The sequence below is a fragment of the Pseudomonas sp. R1-43-08 genome (assembly GCF_003852255.1).
Taxonomy (GTDB): Bacteria; Pseudomonadota; Gammaproteobacteria; order Pseudomonadales; family Pseudomonadaceae; genus Aquipseudomonas.
In genome coordinates this window covers 5502114-5518125 of record NZ_CP027734.1, presented here as the reverse complement: position 1 = coordinate 5518125, position 16012 = coordinate 5502114, and the positions used below count along the sequence as shown (strand labels likewise).

Here is a 16012-nt window from a genome sequence, read left to right as displayed (position 1 = left end):
GCTCATCAGGACACAGCGTCGAACGACAGCGAGTTTTTTATCAGTGCCCAATGCGCCGCCTCGGCATCACCCAGCGCGTCCGCCTTCACGTAACTCAAGGCAAGCATCTTGCGCGTGCCGGGAATCACCAGCGCCAACTGAAACTGGAAGACCTTGTCATTACCCTTGTTGAACTGGCTGCGCAGCTCGATGCCGTCCACCTCTTGATTCGCCCCCAAACGCACATCGACGCCGGGTTGATAGCGCAACTCCTGCACCTGTTTTTCCAGGCGCTGGAGCTGGTCGTTGAAGTTGCTGTGCAGGGTTTCGCCTTCGGCGAGCAAGCTACGGCTGACGATCAGGGACGTGCCCAGCTCGGGAAACTTGAGGATGTTGATCGTCGCGTCCTGCAGTTCGCCGGCAGGCAACTGAAACTGGAATTCATTGATTCGGTACGTCATAAAAACAGGTCTCGTCAGGAGCTTTTAGGCGTGGGAAACGCGGCTTTGATATTGGCGTCGATGCTGGCTTTCACGCCCTGGCCATCAGGCGTGGCGCCCGCGCCGCCACCGTTGTTGAGGTGCAGGACGCCGCCGGTGTTGAACTCGGCATCGCCGCTGGCGTAGAAGCTGATTTGCACACCGGTCAGGTTGATCTGCCCGCTGGCGTTGAGCTCGAGGATGCTTTCGCCACAGACCAGGCGCAGATTTTCGCCCACTTCGATCACGTAGCTCTGGCTGATGCTGTCGGTCTTGCGCTGGCCCACCGAGAGGATGTCCTCCTGCTTGACGATGCGCAGGCGATTATTGCCGATGGTCACCGTCTCGTTGTGCCCGATGCTTTTATTACGGTCATGCCCCACCGAATGGCTTTCATCCACCTCCACCACGATGTCCTGATTACGCTCGGCATGGATGTACAACTGCTCCAACCCCTTCTTGTCCTCCATGCGGATTTCATTGAAGTTGGCCGGCGTGCCGCCTTTGCTGGAGCGGCTTTTCATGCCGCTCTGGGTCGCGTTCTCCGGCAGGTCGTAAGGTACGGTTTGCTCAGCGTTGTACACGCGCCCGGTGATGATCGGTCGGTCCGGGTCGCCTTCGAGGAAGCTGACGATCACTTCCTGGCCGATCCGTGGGATCTGCATCGAGCCCCAGTTCTTGCCGGCCCAGGATTGCGACACGCGGATCCAGCACGAGCTGTTCTCGTTGGACTGGTCGTGGCGGTCCCAGTAGAAGTGCACCTTCACGCGGCCGTATTGGTCGGTCCAGATTTCTTCGCCCTTGGGGCCCACTACCAGTGCGGTCTGCGGGCCTTTGACGACGGGGCGGTGGGTGTTGGCCAGCGGGCGGAAGCTTTGCTGGGCGTCGATGCAGGTGAGGCTGCTTTCGAACTGCGCGCCGCCTGCGCCGCCGCCGCTTTCCAGGCTTTCCTGCACGATGTAGTAGCGACAGCCGACGATCAGGTATTCGCGGTTCTGGTCCTGGCGGCTGAAGCCGGTGAGGCTGAACAAGTGGCCCGAACCCAGGCCACGGGCATTGCCGGCGAACTCGATCTGTTCATGCAGGGTTTGCAGGGCTTCGATGCGGGTGCGCGCGTAGTGTTCGCCGTCGGCGCTCTGCACGTAGGTGCCGGGGTAGTCGTACAGCGGATAGTCGCCGGCGGTGTGCGGGCGCGGCATGGCCGAGCGCACGTCGATGCTGGCGCTGGGGCGCTGGAAATCGTAGTCGTTGAGCTCCAGCGACCCCGGCTGCACCTCCTGCGCCAGGTGCCAGTTGTGCATATGGTCGCGTTCGCGCTGCTGCTCGTCCTTGGGGTAATACGGGATCGACGCGTAGCCCGGCACCGTGGTGTGGGCGCCGTAGGCGTCGGCCAGCACCAGCACGTGACGGTCCTGCTCATGGCGGAAGAAGTAGTAGATGCCTTCCTGTTCCATCAGGCGGCTGACGAAATCGAAGCTGGTCTCGCGGTACTGCACGCAGTATTCCCACTCGCGATACGGCCGGCTCAGGGCATCTTCGAAGTCGGAAAAACCCAGGTCGCGGAACACCTGCTTGATGATCTGCGGGATGCTCAGGTTCTGGAAAATCCGGCAGTCGGAGGTGCGGCTGAGCAGCCACAGCCAGGGGCGCAGCGTCACCTGGTAACTGGCGAACTGGCCTTGGTCGATGTTCTGGCTGCAGCGCGCGACGATGCCGTGGAAGTGCCGCTCGCCACCGTCGGCCAGTTGCAGGCCGACGCTCATTGGCTTGCCCAGCAACTGGTTGAGGTCGATGTTGGCGTCCAGGGACGTCAGTTGCAGCTCATAGTTGAACAGCCTTCCTAACTCTTCACCGCCACCCATTTCATTGAGCAGCAGCACATCCGGCCCGAGAGGGCTGGTGATTTTGGCCAGGCGTGAGGCTTGGTTGAATAGCATCGATAGTCCCGTAAACGCCTTAATAACTGAAGAAACCGAATCCAAATGTGGGAGGGGGCTTGCTCCCGATAGCAGTGTGTCAGTTGATACATTGGGTGACTGGTGCACCGCTATCGGGAGCAAGCCCCCTCCCACATTTTGAGCAGCATTCCGTCAGGTTAATCGCTGAAGTCGTAGTGCAATTCATTATCCCGGCTGCTGATGCGCACCCCCGCCAGCGCCTTGCCTTCGAGCATGCGCGTGAGGAATTCACGGCTCATGTCCGGCAGCAGGCTGTTGGTCAGGATGGTGTCGATCATGCGCCCGCCGCTTTCGGTTTCGGTGCAGCGTGAGACGATCAGGTCGACCACCGCGTCGTCGTAGTCGAAGGCGACCTTGTGGGTATTCTCCACGCGCTTCTTGATGCGGTTCAGTTGCAGGCGAGTGATCGCCTTGAGCATCTCGTCGCTCAGCGGGTAATAGGGAATGGTTACCAGGCGGCCGAGCAGCGCGGGCGGGAAGATCTCCAACAGCGGCTGGCGCAGGGCCTTGGCGATTTCCTCGGGCTCGGGGATGTTCGCCGGGTCTTTGCAGACGCGGGAAATCAGCTCGGTACCGGCATTGGTGGTCAGCAGGATCAAGGTGTTCTTGAAGTCGATCACGCGGCCTTCGCCGTCTTCCATCACGCCCTTGTCGAACACCTGGAAGAAGATTTCATGCACATCCGGGTGGGCTTTTTCCACCTCGTCCAGCAGCACCACGCTGTAGGGTTTGCGCCGCACCGCTTCAGTCAGCACGCCGCCTTCGCCATAGCCGATATAGCCCGGTGGCGCACCTTTGAGGGTGGAAACCGTGTGGGCTTCCTGGAATTCGCTCATGTTGATGGTGATCACGTTCTGCTCGCCGCCGTACATGGCTTCGGCCAGGGCCAGGGCGGTTTCGGTCTTGCCCACGCCCGAGGTGCCGGCGAGCATGAACACGCCAATCGGCTTGCTCGGGTTATCGAGGCCGGCGCGGGAGGTCTGGATGCGCTTGGCGATCATCTGCAGAGCGTGGTCCTGGCCGATGATGCGTTTCTTCAGGTGTTGGTCGAGGTTGAGCACGGTTTCCAGTTCGTTGCGCGCCATGCGGCCCACCGGGATACCGGTCCAGTCCGCAACCACCGAGGCCACGGCCTGGTAATCCACGGTGGGCAGGATCAACGGGGTTTCGCCTTGCAGGGCGCTGAGGCGCTGTTGCAGGTCCACCAGTTGGGCGCGCAATTCATCGTTGCCGCTGTCGACGTCGCCGACTTTTTCGCGCAGCGTCGCGCGGGTGGCGAGCAGCTCATCCACCAAGGCTTTCTCGTCGGCCCAACGGTTTTCCAGAGTGGCCAGGCGCTCACGCTCGGCCGTCAGCAGCGCTTCGCTGTTGGTTTGACGCGCGCCAATCGCAATGCCGATCGCATGTTCCCGAGCGATGATTTGCAGCTCGGTTTGCAGCGCTTCGATACGGCGGCGGCTGTCGTCCACTTCGGCAGGCACGGCGTGCAGGCTGATGGCGACGCGGGCGCAGGCGGTGTCCAGCAGGCTCACGGATTTGTCTGGCAACTGGCGCGCGGGGATGTAGCGGTGGGACAGCTTCACCGAGGCTTCCAGGGCTTCATCGAGAATCTGCACCTGATGGTGTTTCTCCATGGTCGAGGCCACGCCGCGCATCATCAGCAGCGCTTTGTCTTCCGACGGCTCGGCAACTTGCACCACCTGGAAGCGGCGGGTCAGGGCCGGGTCTTTTTCGATGTGCTTCTTGTACTCGGCCCAGGTCGTCGCGGCCACGGTACGCAGGGTGCCACGGGCCAAGGCAGGCTTGAGCAGGTTGGCCGCGTCGCCCGTACCGGCAGCGCCACCGGCACCGACCAGGGTGTGGGCTTCGTCAATAAACAGGATGATCGGCTTGGCCGAGGCCTGCACGTCTTCGATGACCTGGCGCAGGCGCTGTTCGAACTCGCCTTTCATGCTCGCGCCGGCTTGCAGCAAGCCCACGTCGAGGCTGCGCAGTTCCACGTCCTTGAGCGCCGGCGGTACATCGCCGGCGACGATGCGCAGGGCGAAACCTTCGACCACGGCCGTCTTGCCCACCCCGGCTTCACCGGTGAGGATCGGGTTGTTCTGGCGCCGGCGCATGAGGATATCCACCAGTTGGCGAATCTCTTCATCGCGCCCCACGATCGGGTCGAGCTTGCCGCTGCGCGCCTGTTCGGTCAGGTCGACGGTGAAGCGCTTGAGCGCTTCCTGCTTGCCCATCGCGCTGGGGGCCATGGCGCCGCTGGCTTCGCCGGGAACACCGGCATTGAAACCATCGCTGGCGCCAAGGGCATTCTCAGGCGAGTCGCCGACGTATTCATCAAACCGCTCGCTCAAGGCCTCGGGCTTGATCTTGTCGAATTCGGCCGACAAGCCCAGCAGCGCATGGCGCAGGCTCGGGGTTTTCAGGATGCCCAGCACCAGGTAACCGGTGCGCACCTGGCTTTCGCCGAACATCAGGCTGCCATACACCCAACCGCGCTCCACCGCTTCTTCCACATGGGACGACAGGTCAGTGATCGAGGTCGAGCCGCGCGGCAGGCGGTCCAGGGCTTCGGTGAGGTCGCGGGCCAGGCGCGCCGGCTCCACGTTGAACTGGCGGATGATGCGGTGCAGGTCCGAGTCCTGCAGCTGCAGCAACTGGTGAAACCAGTGGGCCAGCTCCACATACGGGTTGCCCCGCAGTTTGCAGAACACGGTGGCGGCTTCGATGGCCTTGTAGGCCACGCTGTTGAGTTTGCCGAACAGTGCGGCGCGACTGATTTCACCCATGCTCTGGATTCCTTGAGGTGGTGGCGTGATCGGCGTAATGCCGGGCCAGGATTAGGTCGTTGGCGTCATGCGCAGGTTGGCCGAGCCAGGTATTGAAGCCCAGGCGGAACTGGCCGTTGAGTTGCAGCGCCGGGACTTCGGGTTGTTGCAGGACCAGGTTCAAGTCCCAGTCCAGTTCATGGCCCAGGTACTCGGCCACCCACGCCACCAGTTCGTTGAACGGCTGGTGGCCGGGCAGCATGCCCATGTAATCGTCGAGTTTCAGCGGCCCGAGGCGAATGCGGAATTTGTGCTGGCGGTCCCACACATGGCTGCCCAGGCAGAAATCCACGCCGAGCCGGTTGGCGCTGACGCCGACGCGGCTGCGTTCGGGCAATTCCAGCCATTGGCCGACGTATTCTTCGATTTCCACCGGCAAGCCGAAGTACTCGCTGAGGATGGCCTTCAAGCCATCCGGGTAACGGGTCTGCGCCGACAGGTGGCCGCTGTAATGCAGCTTCGCCGTGTCGGGGATCAAGCCCTGGTTGAGCAAGCTCGGCATGCCGCGGCCACTCAAGGCGGCGAGGCGTGCGGACCAGTAGTCATCGTCCGGGCGGTCATGGCTGACCGTCGGGCGTGCCTCGGCCCAGGCCCGGTAGAACAGGGTCAGCAGGCGATGGTGGAACACATCCAGGAACTGTTTGCTGGTGCTGTCGGCATTGTTGCGCTGGCGCTCGCGCACGTATTCGGTGATATGCAGCGGCAGCGGGCCGTTGGGGCCGCCGAGGCCGAAGAAGAATTGCTCCAGCCGCGCCGGCTTGCCGTCACCGCCGGGGTCGACCGAGGCCAGCGTAGCCGGGGCGAAGGTGCAATCGGCCCGTTGGCCCAGGCGCAGCGGGTCATCCGCCAGGCGCAGGGAATGGCCCAGGCGCGGCAGGTCCGGCGATTCGCACTCGATACGCCGCAGCGCCTGGAAGAAGTCGTATTCCCAGGGCTCCTGGTGCATCGCGTCCAGGGTACTCACAGGGTCGGACGACGTCCGGGCTTGGCTTTCCATCGCATGATCTCGCCGCGTTCGGTGGTACGGATCACCGTCTCGGTAAAACTGTTGATCGACACGTAGCGTGCCAGGAAGCGTTCCAGCACCGCACCGAGCAAGAACACACCGGTGCCGCGAAACGCGTTTTCATCGAATTCCAGGGTGATCTCCAACCCGCGGCCAAACACAATCGGGCCCGGCATCGGCAGGCGTCGGGTCACCGCCTTGCTGCTGACTTCGCGCAAGCCTTCGATCTGCAATTGCAGGGCGGCGTCGTTGCTGTCGCCGTACAGGCGCAACAGCTCACGCAAGGCGCCGGCGCCCTGGCCCTGTTCACTTAAGGAAAGGTAGTTGAGCGACAACTGGCTGATCAGCCGCCAGGCCTTGGCATCGTGGGCATGGCTGGGGCGCGGGCGGCTGGGGCCGGCGACGCACCGCACCGAGAGCACCGGGGCGCTGTCGGCCAGGGTGAAATCGGTCTTGCCGTTACCCACGCTCATGAACAGCGGCAGGTCGCGGTTGGTGCACAGCGCGGTCACGCCCAACTGGCGCAGGTCATGGCGGTACGGTGCTTGCTGGCTGTCCACCAGGCTGACGAAGGTTTCGCTGCCCACATAGGTGGAACGCGGGCCGTTGCGGCGCTGGTCGCTGGACAGCACACGCGGTTCGCGACGCACGGTGTAATAGGCCTGGTCGCGGCCGTAGCGGGAGGGATCGCGCACCGCATAAAACGGCAAAAACGGCTGCTCTGGCCCGGTGCCATGGCCGGTGAGGCCGCTCAACGAATGAATCTCGAAATCCATCGGCCGTGTGCGGTCAGCAATCACATGGTGTTCGTTGACCCGGTCGGACAGGTGGATGCGGTCCACGCGTTTGGGAAACAGGTTGATCGCCGGCGTGCAGAACGGCAGGAATTGCGCCGCGCCCACGCTGCCCTCCAGGCTCGGCTCGTGACGGTCGAACAGCACGATCAGTTCCAGCTCCTGGCCGTCGCAGCGTTTGACCGCACGGCTCAGTTCGGCGAATTCAACGAACAGGAAGCGGTGGGGCAGGGCGAAATATTCCTGCAACAACCGATAGCCCTGGAACGCACGCGCCACCACCGGCATGGCCGCGTCGGCGTCGTCAAAGCCCCGTGAGCGCAAGGCGTCCTGAGGCAAACGCTCAACCCAATCACCGCCGGGCTTGCGTGCGAACACCGCGCAGGCGTTGCCCAGCAATTGTTCATAGAGACGGAACGGCTGCTCATCGGCGCCGCTGAGGTACAGCGGCAGGTTATCCAAGTCGAGGCTGTTGAATGGCAACTCGGCGCCGGTGCGCAGGGTCAGGCGCAAACCGGCCTTGGCTTTCGGTTCGCTGGCGGCCAGGCGACCGAGCACGGCGGCAGGGTTGCCGAAGTATTCGGCATTGCTCACCTGCAACGGCCACAGCGTCACCGGGTGCGCCGTGCGGTACTCGCAGCAGGTCTGGGTTTCACGGCCCAGGGCGGCGCGCAGTACCGTGTCGCGGGGCAGGGGGAAGCCGCTGGCGAGGGAGCCTTCGTCGGGGTCGGTCTGCAGTTGCACCACGGTCATCGACGGCGTGGGCGCCAGGTAATGCGGGTAGGCGATTTCCAGCAGGTTGTGGGTGAAGGTCGGGTACTCGGCGTCGAGCTTGAGCTGCACGCGGGCGGTGAGGTAGGCAAAGCCCTCGAGCAGGCGTTCGACGTACGGGTCGGCGCAGTCCATGCCGGACAGGGTCAGCCGACTGGCGATCTTCGGGTATTCCTTGGCGAACTCGGCGGCGCTTTCGCGCACGTGGTGCAATTCCTGGTTGTACAGCTCCAGCAGGCGCGGGTTCATGGGCGCCTCCGTTGGTCGGCGTTCACTACACGCACATGGCCGGACTCCAGGTCCAGGTCGGTTTGCAGCAGCAGGCGCAACGGCACCGGCTGGGCCCACAGGTCGCCTTCGATCTCGAAACTCAAGGCGTTGTGGTTCATTTCACCCTGGCCGACGCGGGCTTTGACGCGCAGCGTGTGGCGCAGGATGCGCGGCTCGAACGTCGCGATGGCTTGGTAGATCAGCGCTTCCAGGGCCTTGATGTCCACGCTGGAAACGCTGTTGCCCGCCAGCGCCGGCAGGCCGTAATTGACCACCGAGGTGCCGGCCGGGGTGTGCAGCGTGGCATCGGCATCGAGCAACGACGTGGTGTTGAGCAGCCACGCCAGGTCGCGCAATACCGAGGCTTTCAATTGGGTCAGGGACAGCACGCGTTTGTCGGCGCTTTCCTTTGGATTGGTTGGGTCGTCGTCGGTCAGCCGGTCCAGCAGGGACGGTTGCAGACGGTCGCGGGAAGCGATTTCAGTTACCACCAAAGCAGCTCCACGGACGGGTTGCGAGAGGAACACAAGGTTTGCGACCGTGGCGTGAAACCACGGTCACAAGGGCTATCAGCGCTTGGTGTTGGAACGGATGTTCCAGCCAAATTTGATCGCGCCGCCGTCTTTGGTGCCGTCGGCTTTCTGCGGCTGGTAGTCGACCATCACTTGGGCGAAGTTCAGGGTGACGTTCTCGGTCAGGCGGTCATCGGTGCCCGAACCGCCGGTGCTCAGCGAGGTCACCAGGACTTCTTCCAGGTTGATCACCATGTACTCGACCTGGCTTTCGCCACCGGCCTTGCGCACGGTCAGCTTGACCTTGTCGATGTGCTTGCCGCTGGCGCAGTGCATCATCAGGTTCGGCGACGCCTTGTCGACGTATTTGGTCAGCGACAGGTCCTGGATATTCACCTTGCCCGCGCCGCCGCCACCGCCCACATGCATGTTGCCGGACTGGGCCATGCCCCAGCTCCAGTTCAACACGTCGATCTCGTCCTTGTGGGTCTTGTCCATGGACTCGCCCTTGATGTCGCCGATCTTGATGAAAATATCAACAGCCATGTTTTCTCCCTGTGTGGCCCAGGCCACTTGATTTGGTGATCGTTCCCACGCTCTGCGTGGTAACGCATCCTGTGACGCTCTGCGTTACTGGGACGCAGTGCGTCCCCGGGCGGCATTCCCACGCGGAGCGTGGGAACGAGCGAGTTACTTAAGCGCTCTTGGCCGAAGGCAGCTTCGATACCAGGCGCAACGACACCGTCAGCCCTTCGAGCTGGTAGTGCGGGCGCAGGTAGAACTTGGAGTTGTAGTACCCCGGGTTGCCTTCCACTTCTTCCACGATCACTTCGGCGGCTGCCAAGGGATGCTGGGCCTTGGTGGTTTCGGTGGAGTGCGCCGGGTCACCGTCGACATAGTTGAGGATCCAGTCCTGCAACCAGCGCTGCATTTCGTCCTTCTCTTTGAAGGAGCCGACCTTGTCGCGCACGATGCACTTCAAGTAGTGCGCGAAACGGCAGGTGGCGAACAGGTACGGCAGGCGCGCGGCCAGGTTGGCGTTGGCGGTGGCGTCCGGGTCATCGTATTCGGCCGGTTTCTGCAACGACTGGGCGCCGATGAACGCGGCGAAGTCGGTGTTTTTCTTGTGCAGCAGCGGCATGAAACCGTTCTTCGCCAGTTCCGCTTCACGGCGGTCGCTGATGGCGATTTCGGTCGGGCACTTCATGTCCACGCCACCGTCGTCGGTCGGGAAGGTGTGGGCCGGCAGGTTTTCCACTTCACCGCCGGACTCGATGCCACGGATGCGCGAGCACCAGCCGTAGTGCTTGAACGAACGGTTGATGTTCACCGCCATCGCGTACGCGGCGTTGGCCCAGGTGTACTTGGAGCTGTCGGCACCGTCGGTGTTTTCTTCGAAAGCGAAGGCTTCCACCGGGTCGGTCTTGGCGCCATACGGCAGGCGCGCGAGGAAGCGCGGCATGGTCAGGCCAATGTAGCGTGAGTCTTCCGATTCACGCAGCGAGCGCCAGCCGGCGTATTCCGGGGTGGTGAAGATCTTGGTCAGGTCGCGCGGGTTCGACAGTTCCTGCCAGGAGCCCATGCCCATCACGGTGGGCGAAGCCGCAGCGATGAACGGCGAGTGCATGGCGGCGCAGACTTTCGACAGCTCGCCCAGCAATTCCACATCGGGTGGCGACTGGTCGAAGTAGTAGTCGCCTACCAGGCAGCCGTAGGGTTCGCCGCCGAACTGGCCGTATTCTTCTTCGTACATCTTCTTGAAGATCGGGCTCTGGTCCCACGCCGTGCCTTTGAATTTCTTCAAGGTCTTGTGCAGGTCCGGCTTGGAGATGTTGAGCACGCGAATCTTCAGCTGCTCATCGCTCTCGGTGTTGTTGACCAGGTAGTGCAGGCCACGCCAGGCGCTTTCCAGCTGCTGGAAATCCTGATGGTGGATGATCTGGTTGACCTGGGCGGTGAGCTTGGCGTCGATGGCGGCGATGATCGATTCGATCGACTTGATCGCGTCGTTGGACACCAGGTCGGTTTGCGCCAAAGCCTGTTCGGCCAGGGTGCGCACGGCGGTTTCCACGGCTTCGCGGGCGCGCTCGGTCTTGGGCTTGAATTCTTGCATCAACAGCGAGGCGAACTCGCTGGTTTCTTCGGTGGCGCCCAGGTTGGACGCGCCTTCGCGAACGGTATTGTCAGTCATGCTTACTGCTCCCCTGCAGGCTTGGGCGCACTGGCAAGTGCCTGGAGCAGTGCCGGGTCCTTGATCGCCTTCATGATGATTTCTTCGGCGCCGGTCTTGCCGTCCATGTAGGTCAGCAGGTTGGCCAGCTGGGTGCGGGCTTCGAGCAGCTGGTTCAAGGAGTCGACCTTGCGCGCCACGGCGGCCGGGCTGAAGTCGTCCATGCTTTCGAAGGTGATGTCCAGGCTCAGGTTGCCTTCGCCTGTCAGCTCATTGGGTACGTGGAACGCCACGCGTGGCTGCATGGCCTTGAGGCGGGAGTCGAAGTTGTCGACGTCCACTTCAAGGAACTTGCGATCGGCCACGGGTGCCAGCGGCTCGGCAGGCTTGCCGGCGAGGTCGGCCATTACGCCCATGACGAAGGGCAGCTGGACCTTTTTCTCGGCGCCGTAGAGCTCGACGTCGTACTCGATCTGCACTCGAGGCGCGCGGTTGCGCGCGATGAATTTCTGAGAACTTTGCTTCGCCACGTTGCTGCTCCTGGTCGCTTGAGCGACGGTGTTGTTACTGCACGGTCCGGCGGCTTACTCGCTGTCCGGGCCGCGCAGGTTTTCAAATTGGGACATGCCGTCGGGAATCAGGTTGCGCACGATGGCCGCGAAATCGGCGTGCACCAGATTCTTCGCGCGGTTCAACAGAACCGGCAGCGGGCTCGAAGGTTCGTGCCGGGTGTAATACGCAAGGATTTTGTCGAGGCTGCGCAGCACCTCATCGCGGCTGGCGATATCGCCGGCAGGGCGGGGTGCTGCGGGGGCGGCGGCGTAGCCCACCGAGGGGGCGTTGTCTTCACTGACGGCCTCGGGTTCGCTGCTGCTGTCGGTGCCTGGCACCGCTTGGTTGAGCAGTTGCAGCGCCTGCTTGAGCGGCTGTTTCAACGCGCTGAGGTCCACGCCCCGGGCGGAACCGACCTGCTCGTTGACCTGTTGCTCGATGGCTTCGCAGGCGGCACGCGCCGCGCTCAAGGCGTCGCGGGTGGCCTGCAGTTGCTCCGGGTCGCTGTCGAGGAACGCGGCGCTGAGTTGCTGGGCGCCCAGTTGTTCATCGGGAAAGCTCAGCAGGCCGCTGGCGTTCAACGCGGCGCGCAGGCTCACCGGGCCAAAGGTGCGCGAACGCGTGAGGATGCTCTCGCGCAGCAGACGAATCGTGGTGTCGCCGGTCAAGCCGGACAGCGCGTTGATGCGCACGGTGGGGTCGTTATCGTCATCGGCATCCAGGCGCGGGTGCAGGTCGGCCCAGTATTGGCGCAATAACGCATCGATCAGGGTCAGGACGTCGGCCAGCCCGACCACGCCTTGCAGGGCGAGCGAACTTTGCAGCAGGAAATGGGTGATGCGCAGGTCTTTGCTGCGCTGCAGCAAGTCGAGGCTCTGCTGCTGGATGCTGCGCCATTCGGGTGGCTCAGCGGGCAGGATCGAATCGCCCATGCTGCGCTCGGGCTGGCCCTTGGCATCACGTTCCAATTGCAGAAATTGCGCGTCATATTCCATGTCTTCGCCACAGGGCGAGGACGCGGAAACGGCGGTGAGCAACAATGGCACATCCACTGAGTTCGATCTCCCTATCAGCCCGTTAGATGCCGGGCAATGCATGCATTAGTTGCGCGGTGAACTTTGCATGTTCTTGGTGATACCATCAGAGTGCCACTATCGTGCCATCATTGATGTTCAAGAAGTTGTGCATTTTTGGTGTAGTACTTATGCCTTGTCAAGGTAAGCTATTCGCCCTCTGTGACAGATGTGCGGTGTTTAACAACCTGCGCGACTGGTGGGTCGAACGGTGCGTCCGCAGAGGATTTTTGTCATGCAAGCCAGATAAGATCAGCGATCATGCTGGCAATTGCAGATTTAGACGGTCGTCCCCACGACCTGGCGGAGTATCCAGGCAAGCGTAGCCCTTGGATCTACCGCGCGCGATGTATCAGCAAGGAGGCAAGATGTCGCTGTGTTTGACTATCACTAGTTATCACAAGATTACCCCTGGGCAGTGCTCCGAAAAGTCCATGAACCAGGGCTCGATGGCGATCGGCCGCAGTTCGGAAAACGACTGGGTATTGCCCGACCCCGAGCGCCTCGTTTCCTCCCAACATTGCGTTATCCAATACAAAGACGGCCGTTATTATTTAACCGATAACAGTACGAACGGCGTGGAGTTGGTCAACGCCGGTATCCGTTTGCGCCGGGGTAACAGCGAGCCGCTGCAGGATGGCGAGCTGATCCGGATCGGCGATTACGAAATCCAGGCGCGCATCGATTTCAACCTGCAGGCCGTCGACAGCCAGCCGTTTGCCGGTGAGTCGCCGAACAGCTTTGAAGCGCTGATGGGCGCGGTGGCGAGCCCGCCCGCGCCGACGCCAATGATCGCGCCGCAGTTCCATGGCGCCTCGTCGATGGAAACCCTGCCGGACCTGTTCGACTTCCTCAGCCCCGCCGCCGTGCCACCGCCCACCGTGGCGGACCATGTGCCGTCCGAGCAGCACGACTTCCGTGCGCCGGCGCCGGTCGCCGTGCCGGTTGCCGACACACCGGTGGTGCAAGGTTCGGTGATTCCCGAAGACTGGGACCCGTTTGGCGACGCGCCCGCGCCGCTCATCAATGCTGCGCCAGCTCCCGCGCCGATTCCCCCACCGCCGCCCGTGGTTGAGCCTGTTGTGCGCCCCGTCGGCGACGCCCAGCCGCAGCCCGACCTGCTGCAAGCCTTCCTGCGCGGTGCCGGCCTCGATCAGCTGCGCCTGGACCCGGCCGCTGCCTGCGCCCAGATGGAAAGCATCGGCCGCAGCTACCGGCTGATGGTCGAAGGCCTGATCGACGTATTGCGTGCCCGCGCCAGCCTCAAGGGCGAATTCCGCATGCAGCAAACCATGATCCGCCCCGCCGAAAACAACCCATTGAAATTCGCCCCGAATGCCGACGAAGCGTTACTGCTGCTGCTTCGTCACGGCAACCAGGCGTTTATGGCGCCTGATGTCGCGGTACGTGACAGTTTCGACGACCTGCGCACCCACCAATTGGCGGTGATGGCCGGCGTAGAAGCCGCGCTCAAGCATCTGCTGCTGCGCTTTGAACCGGCGCAGTTGGAAGAACGCATGGGCAAGCCCGGTGGCCTCTCGAGTATTTTCAACGGCTCGCGCCATGCCCAGTACTGGCAGCAATTCACCGAGCTTTACAACACTATTTCCCGCGAGGCCCAGGAAGATTTCCAGGACCTGTTCGGCCGCGAATTCAGCCGGGCCTACGAAGAACACAGCGCACGACAGCGACGCTGAACCGCGTCGCACTGATGGATAAAACGGATAGCTAAGCACGTCATTGAGGACGCAGGATGATTCCCAGGTTTTTACTCGTAGCCGCCACCGCGCTGCTGCTGGCGGCGTGTGCCAAGGACGCGGCCAAACTCGAAGCCGCTGCCGAGGCTGAAGCGGACACGGCTGCCGTCGAATTGCATTTTCACGCGATTGCCGGGCTCAACCCCGGCGCCAATGGCCAGGCCGCCCCAGTACGGGTGCGTATTTTCGAACTGAAAAACGCCGCCACCTTCGCCCGCTCCGATTACTTCGCCCTGGCTGATCGTGCGCAATCCACCCTTGGCCTGGACCTGCTCGACCAGGACGAAGTGGTGATCCAGCCCGGCCAACAGCTGAGCATCCAGCGCGATCTCGACCCGGCCACGCGCCAGATCGGCTTGCTGGTGGGCTACCGCGAGCTGGACCGCGCGCAATGGCGCACCGTTATCAACGTGCCGCCACGCCAATACACCGAATATCAGATCAGCCTTGATGTGCGTGCCGTGCGCGCAGACGTCGTGGCTACCCCCGCCAGCCCAGCCCCATAACAAGCAATCGGAGCCCCCATGTCCTGGAACAATCGCGTGGTCTGGTCGGAAGGCATGTTCATCGGAACGCAGCACTTCCAGCAGCATGACCGTTACCTGGAAAACCTGATCGACGCGCGCAGCCGTCCCCTGTCCGCTGGCGCCTGGGGGTTTTCCGAGTTGCTGATCGACCAGGGCCTGCTCGCCCAGGGCAAACTGGCCATCGTGTCGGCGCGTGGCCTGTTGCCTGACGGCACGCCATTCAATATTCCCCAGGACGACCTGGCGCCGAGCCCGCTGAATATCGACGATAACCTGCGCGACGGCCTGGTGTACCTGGCCCTGCCGCTCAAACGCGCCGGCGCGCGTGACACCGTGGATGCCGGCGAAGCTCTCGAAGCTGCGCGCTACGTGAGCCAGGTGCGGGAAGTGCGCGACGACAACGCACCCTTCGAAAACCGCGCGCCGGTGGCCGTGGGCTCGCGGGCGTTGCGTTTGCTGACCGCCCAGGACGGCATCAGCGACTACGCCGCCATTGGCCTGGTGCGCATCAAGGAAAAGCGCGCCGACCGCGCACTGGTGCTCGATGACAGCTACATTCCGCCGGTGCTGGACGTGGCCGCGAGCAAACCGCTGAGCGCATTTCGCAGTGAGCTGCTCGGCCTGTTGCACCAACGTGGCGAAGCCCTGGCCGGTCGTGTGGTGGCCTCGGGTGCCGGTGGCGCTTCGGAAATCGCCGACTTCATGCTGCTGCAACTGGTCAACCGCGCCCAGCCGCTGATCCAGCATTTCAGCCAGTTGAGCCCGCTGCACCCGGAACGCCTCTTCAGCGAGCTGGTTAGCCTTGCCGGTGAGTTTTCGACGTTTTCCACCTCCGGCCGGCGCCCCCAGGAATACCCGCACTACCAGCACGACGACCTGGCCCTGAGCTTCGCCCCGGTGATGGCGGCCCTGCGCGAAGCGTTGTCGATGCTGATCGACAGCAAGGCCACGCCGATCCCGATCGTGGAAAAGGCCTACGGCATCCATGTGGCGATGCTGGCCGACAAGACCCTGCTCGACAACGCCAGCTTCATCCTCGTGGTGCGTGCCGACGTGCCCGGCGAAACCCTGCGTGCGCGCTTTGGCCAGCAGAGCAAGGTCGGCTCGGTGGAGCACATCCGCGACCTGGTCAACCTGCAATTGCCGGGCATCGGCCTGCTGCCGTTGCCGGTGGCGCCACGCCAGTTGCCGTATCACGCGGGCAGCACCTATTACGAGCTGGACCGGGGCAGCGAGCACTGGCAGCAGTTGAGCAATTCCGGCGGTTTCGCCTTTCACATCGCCGGGCAGTTCCCGGGCTTGAACCTGGCCTTCTGGGCGATCCGAGGATAAA

Annotated in this window: 13 protein-coding genes; 3 read left to right on the top strand and 10 right to left on the bottom strand. The window is 63.0% G+C overall.

Annotation, left to right across the window (positions count from 1 at the left end; translation table 11 throughout):
• Positions 1–5 precede the first annotated feature (5 nt).
• From C4J87_RS25490 to tssA, 10 genes are all read right to left on the bottom strand, one after another.
• On the bottom strand, positions 6–440 hold the full coding sequence (locus tag C4J87_RS25490) for a DcrB-related protein (protein ID WP_124368847.1): 435 nt from the start codon (positions 438–440) through the stop codon (positions 6–8).
• A gap of 14 nt (positions 441–454) precedes the next feature.
• Positions 455–2395: a type VI secretion system Vgr family protein gene (locus C4J87_RS25485; protein ID WP_124365006.1), complete on the bottom strand. Its 1941-nt coding sequence runs from the start codon at positions 2393–2395 to the stop codon at positions 455–457.
• A gap of 158 nt (positions 2396–2553) precedes the next feature.
• Entirely contained in the window at positions 2554–5208 is a 2655-nt protein-coding gene (gene tssH / locus C4J87_RS25480) for a type VI secretion system ATPase TssH (protein WP_124368846.1), read from the bottom strand.
• Positions 5201–6244 carry a type VI secretion system baseplate subunit TssG gene (gene tssG / locus C4J87_RS25475; RefSeq protein WP_124365004.1) on the bottom strand — a complete coding sequence of 348 codons (1044 nt, stop codon included), beginning with the start codon at positions 6242–6244 and terminating at the stop codon, positions 5201–5203. Before tssG ends, tssH begins: the two co-directional genes overlap by 8 nt.
• On the bottom strand, positions 6208–8067 hold the full coding sequence (tssF, locus tag C4J87_RS25470) for a type VI secretion system baseplate subunit TssF (protein WP_124368845.1): 1860 nt from the start codon (positions 8065–8067) through the stop codon (positions 6208–6210). The genes tssG and tssF overlap by 37 nt, the downstream gene beginning before the upstream one ends.
• Positions 8064–8579: a type VI secretion system baseplate subunit TssE gene (gene tssE / locus C4J87_RS25465; protein WP_042945974.1), complete on the bottom strand. Its 516-nt coding sequence runs from the start codon at positions 8577–8579 to the stop codon at positions 8064–8066. The genes tssF and tssE overlap by 4 nt, the downstream gene beginning before the upstream one ends.
• 78 nt (positions 8580–8657) lie before the next feature.
• The gene (locus C4J87_RS25460; RefSeq protein WP_124368844.1) at positions 8658–9146 is read right to left on the bottom strand and encodes a type VI secretion system tube protein Hcp; all 489 of its coding nucleotides are present in this window, start codon (positions 9144–9146) and stop codon (positions 8658–8660) included.
• A 148-nt stretch (positions 9147–9294) separates the two neighbouring features.
• Positions 9295–10791 (bottom strand): type VI secretion system contractile sheath large subunit, encoded by a 1497-nt coding sequence (gene tssC / locus C4J87_RS25455; protein WP_065953261.1) that lies wholly within the window; start codon positions 10789–10791, stop codon positions 9295–9297.
• A gap of 2 nt (positions 10792–10793) precedes the next feature.
• Positions 10794–11300: a type VI secretion system contractile sheath small subunit gene (tssB, locus tag C4J87_RS25450; RefSeq protein ID WP_003195557.1), complete on the bottom strand. Its 507-nt coding sequence runs from the start codon at positions 11298–11300 to the stop codon at positions 10794–10796.
• Between the two features lie 54 nt (positions 11301–11354).
• Positions 11355–12374 carry a type VI secretion system protein TssA gene (tssA, locus tag C4J87_RS25445; RefSeq protein ID WP_124368843.1) on the bottom strand — a complete coding sequence of 340 codons (1020 nt, stop codon included), beginning with the start codon at positions 12372–12374 and terminating at the stop codon, positions 11355–11357.
• Positions 12375–12763: 389 nt separating this feature from the next.
• Between tssA and tagH the strand changes: the two genes are divergently transcribed.
• The 3 genes from tagH to tssK are packed head-to-tail and all read left to right on the top strand — an operon-like array spanning position 12764 to position 16011.
• A complete protein-coding gene (gene tagH, locus C4J87_RS25440; RefSeq protein WP_124368842.1) occupies positions 12764–14092 on the top strand; it encodes a type VI secretion system-associated FHA domain protein TagH in 1329 nt (442 codons plus the stop codon).
• A 56-nt stretch (positions 14093–14148) separates the two neighbouring features.
• A complete protein-coding gene (gene tssJ / locus C4J87_RS25435) occupies positions 14149–14658 on the top strand; it encodes a type VI secretion system lipoprotein TssJ (protein ID WP_124368841.1) in 510 nt (169 codons plus the stop codon).
• 18 nt (positions 14659–14676) lie between these two features.
• Entirely contained in the window at positions 14677–16011 is a 1335-nt protein-coding gene (tssK, locus tag C4J87_RS25430; protein WP_124368840.1) for a type VI secretion system baseplate subunit TssK, read from the top strand.
• Position 16012 lies beyond the last annotated feature (1 nt).